At 46.2% G+C, this 24,284-nt stretch carries 18 protein-coding genes and 1 tRNA gene; 4 read left to right on the plus strand and 15 right to left on the minus strand.

The window, feature by feature from the left end:
* Positions 1–313: 313 nt before the first annotated feature.
* Positions 314–580, minus strand: a complete 267-nt coding sequence (locus E0496_RS00905) for a hypothetical protein (RefSeq protein ID WP_141499759.1) — start codon at positions 578–580, stop codon at positions 314–316.
* A 142-nt stretch (positions 581–722) separates the two neighbouring features.
* On the minus strand, positions 723–995 hold the full coding sequence (locus E0496_RS00910; protein ID WP_141499760.1) for a hypothetical protein: 273 nt from the start codon (positions 993–995) through the stop codon (positions 723–725).
* Positions 996–1,642: 647 nt separating this feature from the next.
* Here E0496_RS00910 and E0496_RS00915 point away from each other — a divergent pair.
* Positions 1,643–1,726, plus strand: a tRNA-Leu gene (locus E0496_RS00915).
* 602 nt (positions 1,727–2,328) lie between these two features.
* Here the strand turns inward: E0496_RS00915 and E0496_RS00925 are convergent.
* From E0496_RS00925 to E0496_RS00955, 7 genes are all read right to left on the minus strand, one after another.
* Complete coding sequence (locus tag E0496_RS00925; RefSeq protein ID WP_141499761.1) at positions 2,329–2,685, minus strand: HesB/IscA family protein; 357 nt, start codon at positions 2,683–2,685, stop codon at positions 2,329–2,331.
* A gap of 74 nt (positions 2,686–2,759) precedes the next feature.
* On the minus strand, positions 2,760–3,749 hold the full coding sequence (locus E0496_RS00930; RefSeq protein WP_241674487.1) for a transposase: 990 nt from the start codon (positions 3,747–3,749) through the stop codon (positions 2,760–2,762).
* 300 nt (positions 3,750–4,049) lie between these two features.
* Positions 4,050–4,274 carry an FAD-binding protein gene (locus E0496_RS00935; RefSeq protein ID WP_206669692.1) on the minus strand — a complete coding sequence of 75 codons (225 nt, stop codon included), beginning with the start codon at positions 4,272–4,274 and terminating at the stop codon, positions 4,050–4,052.
* 414 nt (positions 4,275–4,688) lie between these two features.
* On the minus strand, positions 4,689–7,835 hold the full coding sequence (locus tag E0496_RS36045) for a glycoside hydrolase family 3 N-terminal domain-containing protein (protein ID WP_141499763.1): 3,147 nt from the start codon (positions 7,833–7,835) through the stop codon (positions 4,689–4,691).
* A 91-nt stretch (positions 7,836–7,926) separates the two neighbouring features.
* Entirely contained in the window at positions 7,927–11,574 is a 3,648-nt protein-coding gene (locus tag E0496_RS00945; RefSeq protein WP_161601271.1) for a discoidin domain-containing protein, read from the minus strand.
* A gap of 358 nt (positions 11,575–11,932) precedes the next feature.
* The gene (locus E0496_RS00950; RefSeq protein WP_241674489.1) at positions 11,933–13,258 is read right to left on the minus strand and encodes a family 43 glycosylhydrolase; all 1,326 of its coding nucleotides are present in this window, start codon (positions 13,256–13,258) and stop codon (positions 11,933–11,935) included.
* Positions 13,259–13,833: 575 nt separating this feature from the next.
* Positions 13,834–14,025, minus strand: coding sequence for a winged helix-turn-helix domain-containing protein (locus tag E0496_RS00955; protein ID WP_141499766.1), 192 nt, complete (start codon positions 14,023–14,025; stop codon positions 13,834–13,836).
* A gap of 975 nt (positions 14,026–15,000) precedes the next feature.
* Between E0496_RS00955 and E0496_RS00960 the strand changes: the two genes are divergently transcribed.
* Positions 15,001–15,498: a cupin domain-containing protein gene (locus E0496_RS00960; RefSeq protein ID WP_141499767.1), complete on the plus strand. Its 498-nt coding sequence runs from the start codon at positions 15,001–15,003 to the stop codon at positions 15,496–15,498.
* 69 nt (positions 15,499–15,567) lie between these two features.
* On the opposite strand, the gene E0496_RS00965 is transcribed toward E0496_RS00960, so the two are convergent.
* From E0496_RS00965 to E0496_RS00980, 4 genes are all read right to left on the minus strand, one after another.
* A complete protein-coding gene (locus E0496_RS00965; RefSeq protein ID WP_141499768.1) occupies positions 15,568–15,906 on the minus strand; it encodes a DUF3243 domain-containing protein in 339 nt (112 codons plus the stop codon).
* 181 nt (positions 15,907–16,087) lie between these two features.
* A complete protein-coding gene (locus E0496_RS00970) occupies positions 16,088–16,324 on the minus strand; it encodes a hypothetical protein (RefSeq protein WP_141499769.1) in 237 nt (78 codons plus the stop codon).
* Positions 16,325–16,437: 113 nt separating this feature from the next.
* Positions 16,438–16,758, minus strand: a complete 321-nt coding sequence (locus E0496_RS00975) for a hypothetical protein (RefSeq protein WP_141499770.1) — start codon at positions 16,756–16,758, stop codon at positions 16,438–16,440.
* Between the two features lie 82 nt (positions 16,759–16,840).
* Positions 16,841–17,410, minus strand: coding sequence for a xanthine phosphoribosyltransferase (locus E0496_RS00980; RefSeq protein ID WP_141499771.1), 570 nt, complete (start codon positions 17,408–17,410; stop codon positions 16,841–16,843).
* A gap of 269 nt (positions 17,411–17,679) precedes the next feature.
* Between E0496_RS00980 and E0496_RS00985 the strand changes: the two genes are divergently transcribed.
* Positions 17,680–18,396, plus strand: coding sequence for a hypothetical protein (locus E0496_RS00985; protein ID WP_141499772.1), 717 nt, complete (start codon positions 17,680–17,682; stop codon positions 18,394–18,396).
* 1 nt (position 18,397) lies between these two features.
* On the opposite strand, the gene E0496_RS00990 is transcribed toward E0496_RS00985, so the two are convergent.
* Positions 18,398–19,687 carry an ArsB/NhaD family transporter gene (locus tag E0496_RS00990; RefSeq protein ID WP_141499773.1) on the minus strand — a complete coding sequence of 430 codons (1,290 nt, stop codon included), beginning with the start codon at positions 19,685–19,687 and terminating at the stop codon, positions 18,398–18,400.
* A 118-nt stretch (positions 19,688–19,805) separates the two neighbouring features.
* Between E0496_RS00990 and E0496_RS00995 the strand changes: the two genes are divergently transcribed.
* Positions 19,806–20,846: a YkvI family membrane protein gene (locus E0496_RS00995; protein WP_141499774.1), complete on the plus strand. Its 1,041-nt coding sequence runs from the start codon at positions 19,806–19,808 to the stop codon at positions 20,844–20,846.
* Positions 20,847–20,871: 25 nt separating this feature from the next.
* Here E0496_RS00995 and E0496_RS01000 read toward each other — a convergent pair whose 3' ends face one another.
* Positions 20,872–24,174: an AAA family ATPase gene (locus E0496_RS01000; protein ID WP_161601272.1), complete on the minus strand. Its 3,303-nt coding sequence runs from the start codon at positions 24,172–24,174 to the stop codon at positions 20,872–20,874.
* Between the last annotated feature and the right edge of the window lie 110 nt (positions 24,175–24,284).

The raw sequence follows: 24,284 nt of genomic DNA on the forward strand, positions 1-24,284 counted from the left end.
TGTTGGATTGAACATTCAACGTGATGTACATACTCATCTCTCCCTTGAGACCAGTATGTTTCATCTCGTCAAAGTTGTACATTATTATTCAAGCACTTCTGTACATGTTTAGATTAGCATTTACACAATTACCACAAAAACCCCACTCCCTTCTACCAGATTCATCAACTATTAACTTGCTTTGATCTTCAACTCTTTAAGTGCTTGAAATCATGGAAGTGCTCAAAACAAAACCCTTTTCATTATATTTGATTAAAACAGATTGAGCTGCAATTAAAAGCAATGGCAGGATGCAGCTCAATTGTTATATCTTTCATTGATAAAAGAAGTAAAATTCCAGTAGATCATTAATTGCTTGCTCATAACTCATTTGTAATATTTTCATGCAAAAAGAAATATGACAGCCTAACTCATATGTTTTCTCATTATAAAAATAATGTTTACCAATAAGTATGTTTGTTAATTCATTAATTCGCATCAAATCAGTTTCTACTTCTAAAAGTTGATAACCCTTAAACTCAAGGAACTTTTGCAAATCAACTTTTGGAATATTTTTCACCCCTAAGTCAACATCCTGCAACTATCCACCTCCAAATTAAACTTAACACATCCGATAACTTGGTTTAACGATAATGAAGACTCGTTATTATTACCATACTAACTGAACAATTGTCATTATTGCTTAAAGTCGTATGCAGTTTACTAATCGTAATATGTAATGCCTATTTTTTAAAATCAAGAAACTCTAATAACTCATATACAGCAGCAGCATCACTCATCTTAAAAAATGCACGACAGAATTGAATTGCAAATCCAAAATCATGCTCTACATTATCGAAATAAGCGTTTTTAAGCAGCAAAAGTTCTTTGAAACCTTCTACAGTGTACACGTTATTATTGTGTTTAATAACCTTTAGACCTTTAAATGCAAGAAATTCATGTAATATTACGTTATTCGCAGTATCATATTCCTCTTCAGAATACTCCTCCAACAATAATCACCTCGCCTTCAATAAGAACACTTTAAAGCATGTTTTTGATTATGGGAATAGTGACGATTTCCTCAAATGGATATCGGAGGAAATTATTCAATTGTCAATACTAAACTTAATAAAATACACTTGGTATCAAAGCTGAAATAATCACTACGTATCTTTTTAGTTGCTTAAACGCCTGTATACGTGGCTTTTGTTAATTAGCTATATGGAAAGAGGGATAAACCTTTAAGCTGTTCACTGAGGAAAGTAATGTGTTTAGAAACGATATGACGAAAATAGGCTGATGTCCATTAAAAAAATACGACTGCCCTGACACAAAAATGTCACACCTAGTCCGTACAGTAATCATTCGTAAAGAACATTTAAGGACTCCCCCTAGTAAGTAAATATTTTCTTGGAATTACGTTCCTATTATATTGTATAACGAGCTATTCATTAGAAAAGTCAAAATAGACCACTCAAAATTGAATGGTCTTTAATATTAAAACAGTCAATATAATTATCATTCCTTAATGACCAATGAAAATCATAAAACCACTTTACAATTCCAAGTGAACACTATATAGTATAAACAATTGAGATCAATAGTTTAGTGTGCTTTCTTCAAGTAAAGCGGTTGAACCCTTGAAAAACCTAGTATTTATGCGGTCGTGGCGGAATTGGCAGACGCGCTAGATTCAGGTTCTAGTGGTGTAACAGCCGTGGAGGTTCGAGTCCTCTCGACCGCATCCTTTTCTTAAAAATCATCATAAACTCAACGTTTTAGCAATAATTAAATAATTCGTCATTAAAGTATAGCACATTATCTTTCTGTTTTTAACTAACAGTTGGATGGGTGTTTTTTTGTTATAGTATCGGTGATTATAGCTTCCTATAAAATTCATGAAGCTTATAGTGACCGATGCTGCTATTGATTGCTTTATCAATGAATGGGATTTCAAACTTGGGGATTCAGTGCGTATTTTCGTTCGATATCGCAGTGGCGGAAAATACGCTTTTGCTTTTGGAATAATGATGATATTGTGTTTATTCGCAAGTGAATCGCCTCGGATAATTTCATGGCTAATACCTATTTTACAATATGAAAGGTCGGGGCGTGATGCCTCGACCTTTTTATAATAGATGTAGTGTTAAAATTATCGCGTTTTTAAAAACTCAAGTTAATACAATCGACGGGACAAACGTCTGCACAATCGGCTGCTTTTTCATGGATACAAGCATCTGTTATGACAAATGGCATTCTGTTCCCCTCCCCTATTCCTAATTGTCAGTGCTGTTATTTGATTGCAGCTTAATAACGCTTGGCTACTTCGGTCCAAGTCACTTATGATCAGTCACACTTTTTACGGCTTCCTTTATAGTTCGCAGTTCTGAAGCTCGCACCGCAACCGCAGGTGGCTTTAGCATTAGGATTATCGATTGTAAACCCGCCAGTCATGCCTTGGTTTTGATAGTCAATTTTGACACCGTCCAAAAAATCGAAGCTTCGTTTATCCCAAACGATGTTGAAGGTTTCTGTCGGCAATATTTCGTCTTCCTCCGTCAATAAATCATCCATTTTAATCGTATAAGATAATCCACTGCAACCTCCGTCTTCAACTCCTACTCGAAGAAACAGATCAGCAATATCTTTTTCCATGATCATTTGATGGATAACCGATTGGGCCTTCTTACTGATTTCTATCATCTTAGTCACTCCTCAACTTAAAATTGCCATGGTTTGAAATCCGAACTACTTTCCCTGAAATTCAGATCATAAATTCAAGGATTGGTAGCTCCTTTGTTATTCAAGTATCGAGATAACGAAGCTTGAATGGCTCGCGCTCGTTCATAGATCAGCATACCGGGAAGGTTATAAGGCGGATTACCACCATCCAACAATAATGCCCTTGTAGCTGCGATATATCTCTTGGCAGTTTTAATTTCAGCCCATTCACCAGATGAAGTGTCGGCTTCATCTGGTTCATTGTTGATGCGTATTTCAACTTGTTCGATTTTTCTTTCGAGGTCCCGTATAAACCCCATTTTCTTTTTCAGCCGTTTTTTTAGTTTGCGGTCTACGCAGTCTCTTGGTTTAGAGATATAGTGGTATTGGCAGTATTGGTATGGTAAACCCGGAAGCAAATCTTCAAAGGCCAAGCGAATACAATACTGACCATCGAACACTAAACCTACAACGGGGAAACCTAGTTCAATAACGGACAGAATGAGAGCTTGGAGTTCAGCAACCGTTTCATTTTTCATGCTTTTTGCAGCAATTATTGTACCAGTAAATACTTCACGTATAACGTAGAGCATCTCGTTTCCCTTTACTGGCTGCACACCTTCTATAGACAACAGAATACCGCCATTAAGCTCAGTCGTCTCATGCAGAACTTGGCGAACCCGCTCATTTGATTGAATCCCCACTTCTTGAACAGCTGTCGTGAGTTCACTTACCGGCATATGTTGCTTAAAATCCAACTCTCCTAAGAAGCTTTGCGCATCGTACCCATAGGATGACTGGTTCATGTTGAGCATTTCTGCTTCCGCTGATTTGTAAAAGATACCTTTGTGAGAGCAAATTATATTTTTGCATGTGTAGGCCGTACTCCATGCATCAATGACACCGTTTAACATCGTAATTTTTTTGTGCCAAACGGTGTCGGCACGCCGTAACTTTTTCTCACAATGCGGGCAATGAGTAAATTCAGGTCGGAAATATATTTTACGATTTTCCTTTTGTCGATTTTCCGAAAGCAATGCGAACACTCCTCAAAAAGGTCTGACAATATATTTCGGCACTCACTGCTTCATCTGTTTCTCTGACAAGCATAGGAAAATACTAGGAATGTCTCCAACAGTAGGTTGGTCTCAAACCGTTGCACTCCCTTTGAACCCTTAATAACAAGCTTGTTGATCTCTTCTTGCATTAACAAAAACCCGGACAAACGCGCTCCTACTAAAAAGAGACTACACCTGAATCGCTTACCCGTCAGCAGTGACAATACTCGCCGCAATGATATTATCGCTTGTTATGCCGTACATGCCTCTTAAGTAACCAAGACCACCTCATAAAGCGAGTCCCGCAACGCCTGTTTCCGAAACCGTTCCTGTTGGGGTTGCTAGGCCGTATTTCTGCGTCTCCGTATCTACATCTCCTAGAGTTGCACCTGCTTCTACAACAGCTATACGCCGCACTGTATCAACGGAAACCTTAACCATATCGGATAAATCAATCATAAGGCCCTTGTTGCATACCGCTGTTCCAGCGACATGATGACCGCCACTCCGGATCGAGACCGCCTATTCGTAAAGGAAGCGTTTCAAGGATTTATGTATACACCGTATCCGGACACTTAGTAAACATAATACTTTATAAAGTATAAGGTACAGTTTAAGCCTGACTTTGTCAACATTTTCATTTATAAAGTAGATAGTGATGGAGCAGGTAAATTTATAATCAATTCTCTTCGCGTTCTCGCAACAGCCCAAAAATGGCTGTGCTTGAAAAAAAACAGCAAAAACCTTGATTTCACAAGTTTTTTGCTGTTTGCAAAATAGACTATTTTAGACATTTCAAAATTACTGTTTCAATACTATTTTTAGTTATCGATTCTAATTGATTTAGTGTTATTCAATGCTGGCTCCTCTCTCACAAAAAAAGCCGCCACCCTGGCGACTTTTTCACACACCTTTATCGACTATTCATTATTGCTTCGTTAGCTCGAAATGATCAAAAGCTGCCCAATTCCCCGCATTTCCATCAGACCATATTCCAACTTCAACCTGCCCGCTAGTCACCGGTATACTATTAATTGAGTATTGTGTCCAACTGCCTACTGATCCGGTAATCTGTGTATTCAGCTCCGCTCCTCCATATCCTCTCACCACAAGTTGAATTGAGTTGAAACCGCCGCTTGAACGAACCCATACACTGTACTTGTAGGTTCCATTTGGAACCGCCATGTTCTGGCTCGTTAATTGTGTATAGGCGGAAGAGGCATAATGCGACAGTTTGTAGCTGCCATTGAATGTTTGATCTTTATCAATAATTTGTGCTTCTGGTCCGCCATGCCAATCCGTCCACCCGGATGCATTTCCCCATTCAAAACCGCCATTGCTCAGCAGATTCGCAGGAACCAGTTCAAAATCATCGAATACAGCCCAATTGTTTGCATTCGCATCCGCCCAGACGCCTATTTCAATTTGGCCGTTCGTTATTTTGATATTGTCGATCGTATACTTTGTCCAACCATCACTTGCGTTAGAGGCGATAATCGCAGAATGCTCCGTGACAGCACCTGTCTGTTTGGCGAACAGATTTAACTTCTTTTGACCGCCGCTGCTTCTTGCCCACCCACTGAGCTTGTAAGTGCCATTCGGAACGCTCAGCGACTGTTTCGTTAATTGCTGATAAGCAGTAGCAGCCCAATAGACCATTTTGTAAGAACCGCTGCGTGGAGCGTCCGTATCTACATTTTGAGCGCTTGTTCCATTATTCCAAGAGGTCCAATTCGCTGCACTGCCTGTTTCAAAACCCGAATTTGCAAGCAGATTCCCACTTGTCAAGGCTGTTGAAGGAATGAGCTCCAGCCAGTTCAAGTTCCAACCGCTTGCAGCAGCTTGCAGGCGAAGCGTCTGAACACCTGCACTAAGTGTGACATTTTGCGAAAGCGTCGTCCATGTCTGCCATCCGCCTGTGCTGGGTACGGAATAGGTAGCGAGTGTTGTTGAACCGTTCTTCAGAAGAATCGCATTAGCGGAACCCGTTTGGCTTGCGACCCTGAGACGTACTTTGTATGTGCCAGTGACCGGAACATTTACTCTGTAATCCATCCAATCTCCCGCATCAATATAACCGACATTTAAACCGCTATTACTGTCAAGCGCGGCTTCTGTTTGAACGCCGAAAGAAGCATTATGGTTCTCAGCCTCAATGACGCCAGATGAATCCTTTGTATGCATGGCGGAACTACTCAAGCCAAATCCGTATGGGAATAAAGGTGAATAGTTCGAATCATTCGAGTTATTCGGAATTTGTGACATGCTTCTAGGCCATGTCAACGGCAGTTTGCCTGTGAAATCATAATCGCCGAACAGCACATCCGCAAGCCCATTTCCTTCCGTGCCTGGAAGCCAGCCGGCTATGAATCCCTTCCAATCGGAAAGCTGATTGGTCACGATCATTGGCCTGCCAGACAGCATGATTACGACCATCGGAACGCCGGAGCTCTTCACATTATTAAGCAATGTAATATCCTCCGTACTGAGTTCCAGATCTGCTCGAGGCTGCCCTGGACCAACATCACCGACCATCTCAGCAGAAGGATACTCACCAATGACAACAACAGCTACATCATTCCCAGCAGCACCTGTACCTGATGCAGAATACGTTACATTGGATGAATTCGTAACAGCGCTTTGAATGCCCTGAAGAATAGTTGTTCCCGGTGTTATGTTTCCTGGGGAGCCTTGCCAAGTAATCGTCCAGCCGCCGGATTGATAGCCGATATTGTTAGCTTTGGTACCAGCTACGAATACCTTTGAAGCTTTGGATAATGGCAAAATATGAGCTTCGTTCTTGAGCAAAGTCGCTGATTTGCGGACAGCCTCACGGGCAATCGCACGATGCTCTAAACCACCGAACGTACCGCTGTTGATTAAGCTTCTATCCGTATAGGGAGCCTCAAAGATCCCTGTCTCGAACTTAACTCGCAAAATCCGACTTACAGCATCGTCAATTCTAGCTTGTGTAACTTGTCCGGTGTTGACTAAGTTTTTGAGCGTTGGGATAAACGACTGCCAACTATCCGGCTCCATGAACATATCAATGCCCGCATTGACGGTAGCTTTGAGCGCATCGGAATAATTCGAATAGTAGCCTTGGTTGACTAGCGAATAAGTGCCATTCCAATCCGATACGACCATGCCTGTAAAACCAAGACCTTGCTTCAGCATCTCCGTAATCATATGATAATCCGTATGAGCCTTTATATTATTCCACGTAGTAAGGGAGATCATAACCGTTCTCGCACCTGCATCAATCGCTTCACGATATGGCTGAATGTATGGATCCAGCTCCTGCTCGCTCAAGGTAACATTGCCCTGATCATCGCCATTCGTCGTCGAGCCGTCTCCAACCCAATGCTTAATACTGCCAGCTACCTTCGTCCCTTTCAGAAACCCGCTGTCTGTCGCAAGCCCCTGTAACCCTTGTGTATAGGCGACGCCCAATTGACTAACTAATGAAGCATTCTCCGAGAAGCCTTCATACGTCCTTCCCCATCTCATATCCTGCGGTGCGCACAAGCACGGAGAGAAGTTCCACTGAATGCCTGTTGTCCTTACTTCCTTTGCAGTTGCAGCGCCAATTCTCTTCACCAGATCACTGTCCCTAGTAGCGCCAAGCCCTACGTTATGCGGGAAAATCGTAGCCCCATAGACGTTATTATGACCATGAACCGCGTCCACACCGTATATGATTGGAATCTGTAGACGGGTTTGCATCGCAGCATACTGGAACGCATCGATGGTATCCGCCCATGCAGTTGGTGTATTCGGTGTCGGATTTGATCCGCCTCCGCTAAGTACGGAGCCGATTAACTGATCCTTCACCTGCGTTGTAGTCGCGGATAATCGCTCTACTTGGAGCATTTGCCCCACTTTCTCGTCCAGTGTCATCCGCGATAATAAGTCCGCAACTCTTGCATTAACCGAAATGGCGGGATCTTGATATGGAAGAGGCGCAGCTGAAACACGCGTCGGCATTACCGATGCCATTGATACAAAGATGCAGCTTAAGAGAGCGATGGATATACATTTACGCAGTAGATAATCCGTATTTAATAATTTCATGGCAGCCTCCTATAATGGAAATGCCACCCCGGAGACAGCGTTATGTCTAAACGGGATGGCTTTTCGAAACTGAAATAACGTTTATTGAATCTTATTCATATACCTTGAATTCCGAAATCGACCACCAGCTACCAGAGCTTTGCTTCAATGTAACCTTGATATAACGGCCTTCCGTTAATGGGAAATTAGAGGTAACGACAGCTCCTGTCCCTTCACCATTGCCTACTGTCCTCCAATTGGTATTGTCGTAGGACATCTCCACAGTAAATTCTCTTGCATAGTCACTTGTGCTCGCTCCTGAATCCATAACAATATGATTAATCCATTGATTGGAGCCCATGTCAACTGTGAACGATTGACCACTTGCTTGAGCTGCCCCGCTGCTCCAACGGTTCGTTGTGTTGCCATCCAGTACGTTCGCTGCTGAGCTACCTGCTTCGGTCGAAGATGCAGCAGCTGTCCAGCCCGTTCTGCTCTTCTCAAGTTCACCGTACACGTTCAGTTCAGAAACCGACCACCAGTTGGATGCTGTGCCTGTTTGAACGACCTTGAGGTAACGAGCAGTTTGCGGTGCGAAAGTAACAAGAACCGCAGCGCTGCTGCCGGTGCCGCTCGCAACCGTTAACCAAGCTGTGCCGTTCGTTGAAACTTGAATCTGGTATCCTCTCGGATAATCAGTCGAATTCGGATCCGCATCGATTAATACGCGATTGAACGTCTCGTTCTTACCGAAATCCACTTGATAATATTGACCACTTGCCTGTGATACGCCGCTAGCCCACCATGTAGCATGACTTCCATCAATCGCTCTTGCTGGTACATTACCCGTTGCATCAGATGAGGATGCCGTTGCCGTCCAACCATTTTTATTCAGCATCGGTTCGGAATACACATGAAACTCGGCGATCGACCACCAATCCGGTCCGCTGCCAGTTTGTACGACGCGCACATATTGAGCATATTGCGGTGCGAAGGTAATCGCTTGCTTCCATCCGAAGCCTTGACCGCTCTTCACTGTCGTCCAAGTGGTTCCGTTGTTAGAGACCTGAACCTGATAGCCTCTCGGATAATCCCACTTATCGGTAGACTTTGTTTCGAATGAAATCTGATCAAATACTTTCTTTGCACCCATATTCACTTGGAACCATTGACCGCTTGATTGCGCAGTACCGCTGCTCCAACGAGTCGCTGTGTTCCAATCGAGCGCGTTCGAAGCCGAGCTGCCTGATTCGGAAGATGAAGCAGTTGCCGTCCAGCCCGTTTGAGCAAGAGGAACGGTCGCCATCCAAGGCTCGCCCTTCGCAAACTTCTTGACCGTATTGATAAAGCTGGTGTTTGGTTGAAAATTACTCGTTCCGAACTGTTGAAGCTTAGCAGTTATCGTCGATGCAGTATCATTGTTAATTACTGGAATTGGAGCTGAGTTGCTGTTGTATAAGCCCCAGTATCCGCCAACACCTTCATTCATATCACCTTTGACCTTGTAGGTCCAATTCGTCCATGAGGCATGAATCGCATTAAGCCCGCCCATCCATTTGGACCATACATCATCATAATGATAGAGCGAATATTCACCAAGCAGCACAGGAATATCCCACTCTTGCTGCTTGGACGCCATCGATTGGAGCTTATCCTCAACCAATGCGTTTTGCGCATTCCAATCTTTTCCGTTCGGCATATCATAAGGATGCACTTCATATATGACATTGGTCCAGCCTTTGGTGCTCGGTGCAGCTATATTGCCCCAATCGAAGAACGCAGCGATATAAATCGTATGATCAGGGTCAATAGCGCGAACAGCGCCATACAATCGGTCGTAATAATCCGATTTCTGGTTCACATCATCCGTGTCCTCGCCATAGTCAATCAACGGCTCGTTCATCAGATCGTAGCCAGCAACAGTCGGGTTGTTCTTGAAACGTGTTGCTATCTTCTGCCAGATGTCCACGACCCAATCCTGATAGGTCGTATTTGTCCAGAACTCATTAGGGTTCGGACCGAAGCGTCCGCAGCTGCCGAACGGGCAATTGCCACCAGGCAGAATATGCAAATCAAGCAGTACATAGAGGTTTCTGGAAGCTGCTTCACTAATAAGCCAGTCGATTTTGGTCCAGGCATTGGATTTCCATGTACCATCATCGTTCAACAGCTCATTCCAGCCAATCGGCAAGCGAATCAAGTTCAACCCCATATCAGCAATGTTATCAAGGTCACTCGTTTGAATCCATGTATCCTGATGTGTCGTAACGAGACTTTCAGCCATTGCTGCACCAAATCGCTGTTTGTATGCCGAGTTCATAGAGAGATCATCGTTATTGAGATATACATTCATTTCCCCGATCGTCCACCAGCTTGTGGCGATGCCCGTTTGCGTTATTTTCAAATAACGTGCAGTTACGGCAGGGAAATTAATTGGTGTTGCCTTACGTCTGCCTTGGCCAGTTGCAACCGTTGACCAATTCGTCCCATCCTTGGATACTTGAACGTTATAGCCCCGAGGGTAGTCCTGCTCAGACGTAGAATTTTTCTCTGTATCAAGAATGATTTGGTTGAATGGAATATTGGCGCCCATATCGACTTGGAACCACTGACCATTAGCTTGTGCTGCACCTGTTGTCCAGCGAGAGCTTACACTGCCGTCCTTCACATTATTAGGTCCCGCGCTAGCAGCGCTTGAAGACGCCGTCACTGTCCAGCCTGTCCGCTCTAATGCATTGCTTGAGAAGAGAGAAATATCTGCGATCGACCACCAGCTGGTAGTGCTTCCTGTTTGTGCGATCCGCACATAACGCATATAGGATGACCACCAGAATTCCGCAACGACAATACGGGAACTCCCGTAAGCGCTTGCATACTTTGTCCAATTCACACCATCTGTAGAGCCCAACACCTCATAGCCGCGTGGATAATCGCCAGCAGATGAAGGTCCAGCATCAATGACCACCTTGGAAACATCCTGCCCCGCACCCAGATCGATCTGGAACCATTGGCCATAGGCTTGTGCCGTTCCACTCGTCCAACGAGTGTTTACATCACCATCTAGCGCATTAGCAGTCGAAGATCCTGAGCCGGTGGATGAGGCTGTTGCCGTAAAACCGCTGTTATTCATCGTAGGATCAGAAAATACGTTGAATTCGGCGACTGACCACCACTTAGCAGCATTCGTTCCCGTTTGAACAACTCGGATATATTGTCCTACCTGTGGAGTGAACCGAATAACGGTGTTTTGCACAGTACCCGTACCACTCGCAACATCCTTCCAGGCTACACCATCACTTGATACCTGTACCTGATAGCTTACGGGATAGTCACCACTGAAGCCTGCCGCATTCACATAGATTCTGTTGAAGTAACCGACATAGCCCATATTCACCTGAAACCATTGCCCGCTTGTTTGACCGACACCAGTATTCCAACTTGTCGTATTGTCACCGTCGATCGCATTTCCTGCGCTAGTGCTGTTGACTGATGAAGTTGCGATCCATCCCGTTCGATCAAATGCAAACTCACCTGTTGGAGACATCCAGTCCTCAAAACTTAGCCAGCCACCCAAATTCGTGCCGCGGAGATTCACAATATCCCCCGTACCGGAATTTTTCTTAATAAATTTCCCATCTGTTTTCAGGAAGTCACTAGATGTGAATGCGGCATTAGCCGCTTGCGGTTTCGGGAGAGTGATCAAGAGCTCCATCATGACAGCCAAAGCCAGTACAAGTGACAGCAACCGTTTCTTCTTCATCATTTTGTCTCCTTTTCATTATGCTAAGTAGTACAAATCAACCACAACTCTTATAAAGCGTTTACATTTAATTGAACATATATAATCCCCTTTCTTTAATATGCTACTATTCTATCGAATACCGAAGGCTAAAATCTATTTAGTATATTAGCAATTTTTTATGCACTTTATTGACATTCCTTTCCAATATCCGTAAGAGACTATGCCTTGCTAAAGTTGAAACTTTAGAACATATTGCTACGGTCACGACATCTCTTTCTATATTTACAATCTTATTGCATATTTTTTATTTTGAAATTAAATATTAAACAGCCCCTCAACCAAGTTCGTTGAAGGGCTATTTGAATTTTTATCGAGGTTAATCAGCAAACGGAATGACGATTATACTCTCCACATTCAGTTCGCCATGACCACCTGTAAAACGAATGCGATTGTCCTTCCCAGGCTTTAACACAACGGTGATACTGGCATTTCCAATATTGTCCTGCGCGCTTCCAGTAGATAATGCATTAATGAAGGAGTGATCCTCACCGTTTACCTTCAAATTTAGCTTAGCTAGACGCTCTTCTGTTGCATACTTAATATGAATGGCAGCTCGGCCTCCTTGTCCGCCGTCAATCCATTCAAACTCGCAATAGGAGCCTTCGGTGTGCAAGCCTGCTACGATATGCGTACCGTGCTCATTCGTGTCGAGCTTCGCCCCACCGCCCACGCTGCAAGCTGCAGCCGGATAGTTATGTGAATTTAATTCGGGCGAGAGTGCCGCTCCGACAGGATGAACGCCCTCCTTGGTCTGAACGACGGTGCGGATTGTTCCATCCTCATTGAAATACAAATAATCGATACAAATGCTTCTTAAATTTCCTTCGCCGGAAATGTCCTGATTATGATAGAACAGATACCATTGCCCCTTGAACTGAGCCACAGAGCCGTGAGTGGTTGAACAGCCAGTCGGCTCCAGAAAGATACCACGGTACGTCCAAGGACCAAGCGGATGCTCGCTCGTAGCGTATCTCATCCGGTTATTCCCTTCCAAATTATCCGCATACGTAAGATAGTACAATCCTTCTCTCTTAAAAACCCATGCCGCCTCATGAAAGTCTTCAAGCCCCACAATTTCCCGCATTTCTCCGTTAATCGATACCATATCATCATTCAACTCGCCGCCCTCGCATCTGCTGCCGCCCCCATAATACATATAAGCACGATCATCTTCATCTACGAACACGCAAGGATCAATGAGAGCAAAGCCGCCAAGTCCCGGGACATAGCCCTGATCAGTAAAGCCGCTGGCTGGTTTCTGACTGGTCGCCACACCAATTTTCCAAGTGTCGTTCCAATTCGATCCGCTCGGATGCGGATAATAGAAATAATAGATCCCATTCTTATAAGCACAATCAGGCGCCCACATAAAACCGCCCTCCGGTCTGCCCCACGACACATCCTCCGAGCGAAGAATTTCACCTTCATCGACCCAGTTGACCATGTCTTCAGAGGAGAACACATGATATCTGTCCATATAATCACAGCCTCTGGCTGGATCCATATCATGAGATGCATAAATATAAACCTTTCCATCTTTCCAAACATGGGCAGATGGATCAGCGGTAAATATCGTTGTAATCAAAGGATTCCTTGAGGTTGCCTTCGCAATACTTGCTGGTATGCTTTCATTTCTCATCATCATAATCCTCCTGGATTCATAAATTTCATGGTTAAACAAAAAATAACGGAATAGCTCTCATCAGCATAACCCGACCGACCAATCGTTCACCATGAGACGATATTAAATATTCTAGGCGTTTCAAAAACTCAATCTACTTCTCAAGCCCTTTGAACCGGCAATCAACTATACTTACGAAAAAAAGAGCCCAATTCCATAGTGGAATTAAGCCCTTGATGAGTTAAACTATTTTAAAAAGCATTTGGAAGTTTGTCCAGTATAAATTTAACCGTTATTTTCAAATTACCATCAATCACTGCTACACTAAATACGATGATGATAACAATGGATGTCACTCCCTTCGGATCCCCAAGATCACAAACGATCCTACAATTCAGCGAAGTAATATTCCGTATATTTTACCATCTATATAAGTTCAACTAATGATTTTAGACTCAATGAGCTTCTGGAAGGAAGATTCCATACGGAAGCACAGTCGGTCAATGATAGTCCATTTATAATTTGGAATTTCCTCCATAAATAATCGTGGTTCGTACTCCCGTCTTCAAACTGCAATTGGTGGATTTCGACGTTCATTACTCTTTTTTCAAGTGAGGTAACCGTTCGCGCACAAACTTCGTTTGCTTTCCCTCATCGGCAGCTTCGAGCTTATACATCGGTCTGGTAAACCAGAGATCCGATCGGTGAAGCCATTTGGCCATACTCGTGATGGTGCAGCTTCGTTCAAAATCACGCTTGACATAAGCCGTAGCCAGAGCAGCGTCCAATTGTGCTTGTCGGGAAGCACAACTTTATGTGGAAGTTTCGATATCATCGTCTGCTCGGGAGTCAACTGTTCAGGAGTGCCTGTAGAGACATCATCATGAAGCCATCCAACCCTTATATTTATAAAATTGGTTGGAAGTTCTCACCGTTACAGGGTTTTTACAAATCATCTCCGCAATTTCGGTCACTGCATTAGCTTCACAGCATGTAAGTAAATCGTTTGATCGCGTTCATATATCCGGCAGCTTTTCTGTTATCTCAGCCGTTTTCCAGTTCCAGTTAATCTGCTGTTCGTTTTCCATGGTCATCACTTGTCACGAAAATTCAACAGAAATAGCAAAAACGGATGAAACGGATGAAATAGATGTGATAGATGAGATAGGTCTAAAAATAGATCTAATCTAGCCCAGCGACCCCAAATCAACTGGATATGGCTGGGTTATGGAGAAATAGATCTAATTTTTAGATCTAATCTGGTGAAAATAGCCAAAATCAATGAAATAGGTCTAAAAAATAGATCTAATCTAGTCCAGTGGACCCAAATCAACTGGATATGGCTGGGTTATGGAGAAATAGATCTAATTTTTAGATCTAATCTGGTGAAAATAGCCAAAATCGATGAAATAGGTCTAAAAAATAGATCTAATCTAGTCCAGCGGCCCCAAATCAACTGGATATGGCTGTGTTTTGGAGACATAGATAAGTTGAACGAAAGAAATGAAGGATATGCGAAGCGAGAAGATCGATCTGGAGAAATGAAGTGTTCGCCTTAGTAGCCGGATTCTTACCTTTACATGTCTTAGTCATTCTAAGAATCTGGGTGCAACAACGACCCCATAGAATGATTTACTCGCGCAGCGACCACAACGAGAAATTTTAGTGCAACTTATCTAATACTAATATTAGAAAATAGTTTCATAAGCAGCCAAATCGTTTATGTACATTTAAAAAACATGCTTATGAGAGGTGCTGTTGTTATGAATTCAACTGTCATTACCTTTAGATTTGACGATGATGGAATTATTCCGAATAACCACCAGCTACCGGTACTCCTTTATCTAGGTGCTGCTAAAGACAAGCCTAGTCAAATGGAAGCTTTGTTTAACTACCACAATTGGAGAAACAGCTGGACCAACGGTGTGTACGATTTTCATCACTATCACAGCAACTCTCATGAGGTGCTTGGCGTAAAAAGCGGTTCCTCCACCATTCAAGTTGGCGGTGAACTGGGAAAGGCGATCGAGCTCCATGCCGGAGATATTATTTTGCTTCCTGCTGGTACAGGACATAGACGGCTCAGCGCCAGTCAGGACTTCCAGATCGTCGGCGCATATCCGGATGGCATGGATTATAACCTTAGACGCGGCAAGGAGAGTGAGCTTCCGCTGGCGTTAGAGGAGATCAGCCAAGTTCCGATTCCCGAGACCGATCCGGTATATGGCTTTGACGGGCCAATGCGCTCTTTGTGGAAATAATCCGAATGAAGAAGAACCCCTGATTTCCATGAAGGAAACCAAGGGTTCTTCTCATCTGCATCTATCCAATTAAGCCTGAGCTAGCTTTACAAGCAGATGAGACAGCTTATGCTGCTCCTGCTCGTTCCCAACCTTCCAAAGCTCCTGCAGCAGCTTTTCTTCGCTATTGCGCGGCTCTTCATTTTCCGCTAGATAACCCGCAACCTTCTGTGCAATAAGCGCAAGCTGCTCCTCATTTAAACCGATATTTTCAGCCAGCTCGATCCGCTTGGCAAGATAACCTTTAAATTCCTGAAAATTTTGCAGGATCTCGTCTTTTTTCCCCTCGTCCATTTTGTCGAGTGCCTGATCGATTTTCCCGAGCTTCAGCTCACCGTCTTTATCCACCACATGATTGATTTCTGTCATGCTCATTCCTCCTTCACAAAATGCTTTACTTGATATACTTATACCCTTTCCACCGCTTAAATAAACAAAGGACTAGGGAAGCTGCGCGTCATTCTCCCGAATGACGCACCACGCCACACAATGAAATTCCGTGTGATCAAAAAAAGCCACCGTTCACAAATAAGTGAAGGAGGCTTCGGATTTAGGAATGATTCGGTTCGGTATCCTCGAGAGGGTTTACTCTTTCCTCTGATACAGGAGCGTAACTATAGATTCGGCTTAATTTAACAACCCTACGATTCGGACGGCGAATGACGACGGAGCTTTCATCCCAAGCAACGACGATGCCATGAACATCATTAACTTCCATCCCGTCCCTAACCACCCGAATGGTCTCGCCGCTAACGCGGAACTTGTCCAACTGCTCTTCGCTAATCAATTCCATTCCTCCTGTTGTTATGTAAAAACCCCAATGCCTGCTCTCGCAACGCATTGAGGTTCCTCCAACTATCATGATTAATGATGCTCCATTGAGACTACCTGCTCGCTCAATTAACCCGCATGCTCTTTTGCATCATTCGTTTCATACCATTCATCCAGAACGCGCGATGACATCACGCGCTTTCCGATATAATCGCCCTGGCGGTCCGTGAATTGTTCTTTCCATTCAATGGACAACTCGTCACACAGCTTCACAATAGTTAGCAGCTCCGACCACGCGACATAGCGCTTGTACCAGAAAAACTGCGGATGCTCAATCATATAAGGATACAAATCATCAAATTCCGTATGTTTACAATCTAGTGCACGCTCAAAGTGGACTTTCGCGTCAGTAAGCTTCGCATACATAAACTCTGCAGACATTTCCCCCATAATTTGTGCCTCCCCTCGATCACTTCTGTATCATTATAAGCGATAATGCCGGATGCGAAAAGAGCAATTGTACTGGAACATTCTACTCAAACTTTATTTCACCGTTATCAAGCGATGAAATTCGAACGAGCGGCTCCACCCGGATGCCCTGTTCCCGCAATGTTCTTCCGCCGGCTTGAAACGACTTCTCGACAACGACGCCAAGACCGATTAAGGTAGCTCCGGAGCGTTGAATAATTTTGATCAATCCGCGTGCGGCATCGCCGTTGGCGATAATGTCATCAATAAAGAGTACCCGATCTTCAGCGGTTAGAAACTGCTTTGATACCATAATGTCGGTAACCATCCCTTTGGTAAAGGAAGGCACTCTCTCCACATAAGCGTCAGGATCGGCGATCAGCGTTTTTTTGCGACGTGCAAATACAAGCGGAACACCAAGCGTATACGCCGTTGCGTACGCCGCAGGGATACCAGAGGATTCGACTGTAATCACCTTCGTAATATGCTCCTCAGCGAAGCGCCTTGCGAATTCTTGCCCCATCTCCATTGTGAGTGCAGGGTCGACCTGGTGGTTGATCAAAGCATCCATCCGCAGCACATTACTCGACAATACGGATGATTCTGCTAAAATACGTTGTTTTAAGCTTTCCATCTTTCATTACCTCCACCAAAATCCTTTTCGTTAACGTACCATAGGTCAGGCGAAATGTGCAACCCTCTCTGAAGCTTCAGCCAAAAACTAAACAAAAAGGGAGTATTTCTAAGGAATAATTTCAAATCTACGGAAAAAACGAGCAACTTTTTCCACCTCTACACGTCTAATTAAATATAGATTCTTAAGCATAATAGCTAACTTATCTAACACTCATCAAATGCTATTATAAATCCGATTAATGTTTTATACAGAAAGGAGTGCAGTGCATGATTCCAACTAGAAAAGATACCAATAAAGCAGCAATGCTTGCAGCAGCATCTGCGCTTGTCGTCCTCCTAGCCGGCTGCCAAAGTGCAGTATCAACTCCGCCAGCTACGTATACGGGCAGTACGCTTCCTGTCCAAACGGAGAAAATCAAAGAACCTGATAGTCCACAAAAAACGTATTCGGAACAAGAAGGCAATGAGCTCCCTATAGAAGAGCCGTATCTCAACCATGCAGATACGACGAATGACACAAATGCTGAGACGTCGACAGTTCGGAAGAAAGAGGATACCAAAGCTACGGTTAAAACCGAAAGTGAGGATGCTGCCTGGTCTGCCAATGCCCCTTTGCTTCACGGCATAGCCATTGGCGATAATGAATCATCCGTGACCAAGCTCTACGGCAAGCCTCAAGACACCTATAAGCTTGATGAAGAAACAGAAACTATTAACGTCTTGGAGTACGACGGCTTTGCCGTAGGCATCAACCCAGCGAAAAAAGTTCAATTCGTGGAAGTTTACGGAAAGCTCATCTCGACCGGATTAAACGGACTACATATCGGCGATAACCAAGAAGATGCGTTAAAGTTACTGGGCAAGCCAAACAAGCAAACCACCTATCTGTTAACTTATGAAGCCAAAAAAGCACTACTAAAGCTCGACTTGGACCCCGTACATAATCAAATCGTATCCATAAAGCTGCTTACCGCCAATTCCTAAATCAGGACCAATCCAGCAGCCATAAGGCAAGAAGCGCGAGCAGCAATATTGGAAATGTAAGCAGCAACCCATATTTTGTATATTCACGCCAACCAATAGAGACGCCTCCTTGCCGAACAAGCTGTATCCATAGCAAAGTGGCAAGAGAGCCGATCGGCGTGAGCTTCGCTCCAATTGAGGTACCAAGCAAGCTAGCAAACGGCAAATAATCCGGGCCATTCACCTGAACGATTGCGAGTGATGAGATGAGCACGGCAGGCAGGTTATTAATTGCGGCTGCAAGCAAGGCAAACAATATCCCTGATCCGAAGATCCCCATAAAATCATTACTGCTCGCTATTGGCCTTAGTATTTCTGGCAGCCATGCCGTTGCGCCATGAATATGCAAGCTGTATACAATTAAGTTCATCGATAAAGCAAACACAATGATTAGCCAAGGTGCCCGTGCAATCGTTTCTTTTATAGGCGCCTTTCCCACTGCAGCCGAAGCCCCCCATTGCAGCATCGCGCAGCCAAGCGCGACAGCGGCTACCGGAATTCCCAATCTCTCCGAACCCAAATAACCAATCATCATCAATACAATGTTAAGCCAGGACAAATAAAACAAATGCCTATTTTGGATTGCAGATGCTGGCTGTGGGAACAAATGCGGTGCAAGCGCCCTTTTCCTCTCGCTTAAGATGGAGCGCCCAAAGTAAGCCACAGTGACAGCAATGGTAGCTGCGATTCCAATTAAACCAGGCCAGACCATACGGGAAGCATATTGCCCAAAAGAAAGATCGAAAAAATCAGCCGTTAGTATATTGGTCAAATTGCTCATCATTAAAGGCGCACTTGCCGTATCTGCCATGAAGCCTATTCCCAATAGGAAAATGAGCCTTCCGCTTCTGGAGAGCTTAAGCAATGCCGTGATTTCAAGTACGATCGGGACCATAATTAGAATGGTTCCATCGTTATTGAAAAACACGGTAATCAAGGCAGCCAAAAGCGATAACCCGATAAATAAAACCAGTTGGCGGTTATGGAAGCGATGAACGATATGCAGCGCAGCCCAGCGAAAGAAGCCGTTATAATCAAGCAAAGCAGTGAAAATCATAATGCCAATTAACGAAAATGTGGCATTCCACACAAAACTCCAAATATACGCCGCATCCCCCGGCTTAAGAAGCTGTGCTGCGAATAACAAGCCCGCTCCAGCCAATGCGACAAAAGCCTCATTTACTCCTTTTGGTTTAATTAAGATAATGGCTAATGCTGCAATAAAAACAGCAATGGTCAAAAGCATGGACATGTTAAGTGCTCCTTCAGCTGACAACGATGACTGATAAAATTTTGAAAAAAGTCATGCCTGTCCCCGATAGGACATACCTTCTAATTATAGAGGGTCATCGAACGGAGGACGGTAGACAATGTGGAAACGTATCGGAAAGGTGCTGCAAATCGCTTCAACCTACATGGGCACTATCGTAGGAGCTGGTTTTGCCACCGGTCAGGAAATTTTACAATTCTTTACCCGGTTTGGCTATTGGGGAACCATTACCATTGCACTCTCTACCGTGTTGTTTATCTGGTTAGGAACAAAGATGATGCTCATTGCAAGCGAAATCAAGGCAAAATCCTATGAGGATCTGAATAAAGCCTTATTCGGAGACACTTATGGAAGGCTCATCAGCCACTTTATGCTGGTCGTTTTGCTCGGCGTAACAGCTGTTATGCTAGCAGGTGCGGGCACGATCTTTTATGAGCATTGGAACATTTCCTATCAATCCGGATTGCTTATTACGATAGCGGCCTGTTATTTCTTGCTGCGTAAAGGGATGAATGCCATCCTGACGGTAAACGCTATTGTAGTCCCTATCATGCTCTTGTTTACGGTGCTTATTGTGATCGATACCTTTAGAACGCCCGGCGCTGATAAGTTTCTCACCTTATCCAGTGACCACTCGATATGGGCGGCATGGGCTTCACCGTTCCTTTACACCGCCTTCAACCTGTCCATGTCACAAGCCGTACTTGTCCCGCTTGGCGCAGAAATTAATGATCGCAAAGTCATCATTGCCGGCTCCTGGGTCGGCGGAATTGGCATCGGATTTATGCTGCTGGCGGGACATGTCGCTCTTTCCGTACATATGCCCGGCATCCAGCAGTTTGCCATTCCGATGGGCGGCATCGCCCGCCAGCTTGGCCCAAGCGTGCAGTTCATTTATATTTTTATTATTTTCGCAGAAATTTTCACAACGCTTATCGCTGATATTTACGGGCTGACTCTTCAACTGCACGAGCGGCTGAAATGGGCGCGCAGCTTAATTGTTCTGCTCATTCTTGCCATTTGTTATGTCGCCAGCCAAATCGGCTTCGGCATGCTGTTATCTACTCTCTATCCGATTTTCGGATTAATCAGCTTCGGCTGGCTCATATTGATCATACGCAAGCGGGTAGCATCCAGCTAGATCTAAGCCTCTGCTACTGCCATCATTACAATTGCACAAGCACTGCTTCCGCACAATGATGCTGCAAGGCATCCCGGACATGCTCATGGCAGGTCATAACGATGATCTGACGTTCACAAGATAGCTCTTCCAGAAGCTTGGCCACGGCATGCAGGCGGTCTTTGTCAAAGTTAACAAACACATCATCCAGCATAAGGGGTAGCTTGGCTCCATGCGAAGCTTCCTCTGCCAACGCGAAGCGCATGGCCAAATAGACCTGCTCCGCTGTGCCCCTGCTCAGAACCTCGCTGTCAATCAAACGCCTATCCGACGTTTCTAGCTTAATTCCCGATTCTCCTGGTACCGTCAATACTCGTATGTATTTTCCTTCCGTCAGCTTCTCGATAAACCGCGAGGCGTTGCGAAGCACAACGGGCTGCCGCTCTTCTTCATAAATTCGTTTCGTTCGGCTAATCAGTGCCGCACTGACCGAGAGAACCGCGTAGCGTTCTGCGGATGACTCCAATTGAGCCAAAGTCATTTCTTTCTCAGCTAGCAGTCTCTGCTGCTCCGCTTCCTGCAGCAAATGCTCCATGGATTGCCGAAACCGTCCCATCTTCTCTAGCGCTTCCCGTTTCTCCCTCTCCAGCTCCTCAAGCTCTGTCAAAGAAGATGACTGCATGGCTTGCAATTGCTCTTCATCATAGCCTTCGAACAGCAGCTCCAATTCCCTTAGCCTCTCTTCGGAAAGTCCGGCAGCAATCTCCAGCTCTGCCTTCGAGAGCTCTAAATGAATGAACTGAAGGGTACGGCGATGCTCTAGCGCCAGCGTATATTCAGCTTCGCCCGCCAGGCCAGCGGCAGCAAGCTGCGCAGCAATCTCCGCATCCAGCTCCTGCAAACGGAGATCGGCGGCATGCTTCGCCATATGCAGTTCTTCACGGCGCGCGATGATGCCGAGCGCGTCCTGTTTGGCAGCAGCATGGCGGCGAATCTCGGCATGCAGCAGCCGCAAGGCAAGCGCGGGGTCTGCAGCGTGCTGAGCGGCAGCTTCTTCGAAATGCTCGCACAGCTCGGCCGCCTGCTTAGCGAACGCGGCCAGCGTACTGCCTGCGGCGGCGTGCTTCGCCGACAGCCGGTCATATTGCTGCAGCCGCTGTAAAGCTTGCTCGGCCAGCTCGAATGCTTCGAGAACGGCGGTCGGAGACATATCCGCCGGAAGCGAGCGGACTGCCAGCCAGCCGGCCCATTGCCGGGCAGCTGCTTGTTTGGTTTGTGCAGCAGCGGCGGCAGCCTCGCGGCGGCCTGCAGCATGCGCGCGCAGCCGGTCGAGGCGCTGGGCGAGCTCGCTGCAATGGTCGAGGAGGCGCTCGCTCGTTAGCAGCGCCTCGAGAGTGGTTTCAACTGCGGCGCGCAGCTGTACGCGTGCCTGCTCAGCCGCGAGCATGTGCTCGGGCGAGCGATAATGTTTCGCTGCGAGTAGTGCGGCAGCGGCTTCTCTGGGCTCCCGCACTATTACCTCCAGTGCTTTCATCACACGTTCTTCGCGCGATTCAAGTGTTGCCGCACTCGAATTGCCTGCATTTGCAGCTGTGCTGCGGCTTCCGCGCCCTTGTCCTCTGCCGTGCTGCTGCCCCGCGAGTTCCCTGCCAGACGCAGCTCCGCTGCGGCCGCGAACTAGGGCAGCAGCCGCAAGCAAGATAGCCGCTCCAGCAAGCACAAGAACAGCGAGGCTGACCTCGCCAGCCCCGACTGCAAGCGCCAGCGCCGCTCCCCCGGCTCCAGCGGCAGCTGCCCACAGCATGCCAGCTCCGCTTCCGCCCGCTGGCTGCCTGGTTTCCGCCGCCTCGCCAGCGCTGCCGGCTGCACGCACCCGCTCGAGCTCCCACTCGCGGAGCGCAAGATCCAGGGCGTTCCACGCCCCCTTCAGCGCTTCCCGCGTGCCTGGAAGCACCTCAAACCCCTCGCCGCCACTCTTCTCGCGGCGAGCCTGCTCACGTTCGGCGGCTGACCTCGCCTCCTCCAAAGCTAGCGACGCTTCCAGCTCCTGCTGGCTCAGCGTCTCCAGTTCAGCCGCGATCCGCTCCTCCGACCGCGACAGCTCCAGCGCCTGCTGCCGTTCATTCCGTACCAAATCACGGTCCGCCACGGTCACTTGCAGCTCCCGCAGCTGCCGCTCCGTCCACTCCGGCGCAATGCTGCTTACTAAACGAGCGATCATTTCATCATGCTCTCGCAGTTCTGACGCAAGCTCGGCGCGATCCTGCTCCAGCTTGCGCATGCTGTCCGAGGCTTGCAGCAAAGCCTCCGTTTCAGTTCCTAGCCGGATCAGCTCTTCGTCGTAGCTAATCGCCTCAAGCTGAAGCTCGATCAGCATCCCTTTTTGCCTATGCTTCTCCCATTCCTCGCGCCGCTCCGCTCGCTGCCTGAGCAGCTCCGACCAGCTTCTCTCAGTCGCCTCAGAGATTTTCCCTGCATAAGCGACTGACTCCCGCTCCACAAGCAGCTTTTGTTTCCTCATCCATAAGGGCCGAGCTGAGCAGGCTTTACTCATTAAACGATGTCGAGCCGCTTTCTCTGGAAGCTCCGATTCCATACGAACAATCGAAGCCTCTAGCTTCGTGGTCTGAGCTGTCAGCTCATTGTAGATCCCAATCGAATCTTCCCGCTTACGTAGAGTTGCTTCAAGCTGCTCTAACGATTTGAGCTGCTGGTTCATCGGTTGCAGCGAACCTCGAGGCTTAAAGAGTGATTCCATCTCCTGAAGAAGACGTTTTTCAGCTGCAGCGATCGTTTTGCCATTATCCCAGCCGGCTTGATACAAGTACCGGCCCAGCTCATCGCCTGACAGCGCTCCAACCTCTTGCAGCTCAGATAGGGTAATTGCAAATAGTTGGCGATAAAGCCTTTCGGTAACGCCGCCAAGGAACAGACGCTCCCAATCCGTTTGCAATAGCAATGTCCCCTCTGCATATCGCGCATCTGCTTCGCTATTTGTCTCTTGTGTGGCTCGGTCCGTTTGGCCCTCTCCAATGCCAAGCTCTTCCCCCAACCCGCGCAGCTTAAGCTTACCGGCATGATCTGAGGCATAGCGTTCCAGTACGAAGAGCTCATTCTCCGCATTGCTAAAGAACAATCGGCCCCCATGCTTGCCGCCGTTCACCGGCTCCTGCCGCTCAAGTGGCTGCCCTCGTCTCGCGAACCCAAACAGCATGGTGCGTATAAAACCAAACATCGTGCTCTTGCCTGCTTCGTTAGGTCCATATACGATAACAACAGGCGCATTCAGCGGAATCTGCCGCGCATTCAACTGCCCATATCCGTTAATTTCAGCCTTCACAAGCTTCACGCTATTCTTCATCTCCTAAAGGGCTCACGACTACCGCCCACAGCCGCAAGCCCTAACATTATCCATAGCTCTATAACTGCCGTTCTTGGCTCCAAGCGTCAGCACTCTCG

It is taken from the genome of Paenibacillus luteus, from assembly GCF_006542765.1.
GTDB lineage: Bacteria > Bacillota > Bacilli > Paenibacillales > Paenibacillaceae > Pristimantibacillus > Pristimantibacillus luteus.

Bases quoted from the DNA above. Each gene is read 5' to 3' on its own strand.
- E0496_RS00925 (WP_141499761.1), bottom strand. From the start codon at position 2,685: ATGATAGAAATCAGTAAGAAGGCCCAATCGGTTATCCATCAAATGATC.
- E0496_RS36045 (WP_141499763.1), bottom strand. From the start codon at position 7,835: ATGAAATTATTAAATACGGATTATCTACTGCGTAAATGTATATCCATC.
- E0496_RS00945 (WP_161601271.1), bottom strand. From the start codon at position 11,574: ATGAAGAAGAAACGGTTGCTGTCACTTGTACTGGCTTTGGCTGTCATG.
- E0496_RS00950 (WP_241674489.1), bottom strand. From the start codon at position 13,258: ATGATGAGAAATGAAAGCATACCAGCAAGTATTGCGAAGGCAACCTCA.
- E0496_RS00960 (WP_141499767.1), top strand. From the start codon at position 15,001: ATGAATTCAACTGTCATTACCTTTAGATTTGACGATGATGGAATTATT.
- E0496_RS00965 (WP_141499768.1), bottom strand. From the start codon at position 15,906: ATGACAGAAATCAATCATGTGGTGGATAAAGACGGTGAGCTGAAGCTC.
- E0496_RS00975 (WP_141499770.1), bottom strand. From the start codon at position 16,758: ATGGGGGAAATGTCTGCAGAGTTTATGTATGCGAAGCTTACTGACGCG.
- E0496_RS00980 (WP_141499771.1), bottom strand. From the start codon at position 17,410: ATGGAAAGCTTAAAACAACGTATTTTAGCAGAATCATCCGTATTGTCG.
- E0496_RS00985 (WP_141499772.1), top strand. From the start codon at position 17,680: ATGATTCCAACTAGAAAAGATACCAATAAAGCAGCAATGCTTGCAGCA.
- E0496_RS00990 (WP_141499773.1), bottom strand. From the start codon at position 19,687: ATGTCCATGCTTTTGACCATTGCTGTTTTTATTGCAGCATTAGCCATT.
- E0496_RS00995 (WP_141499774.1), top strand. From the start codon at position 19,806: ATGTGGAAACGTATCGGAAAGGTGCTGCAAATCGCTTCAACCTACATG.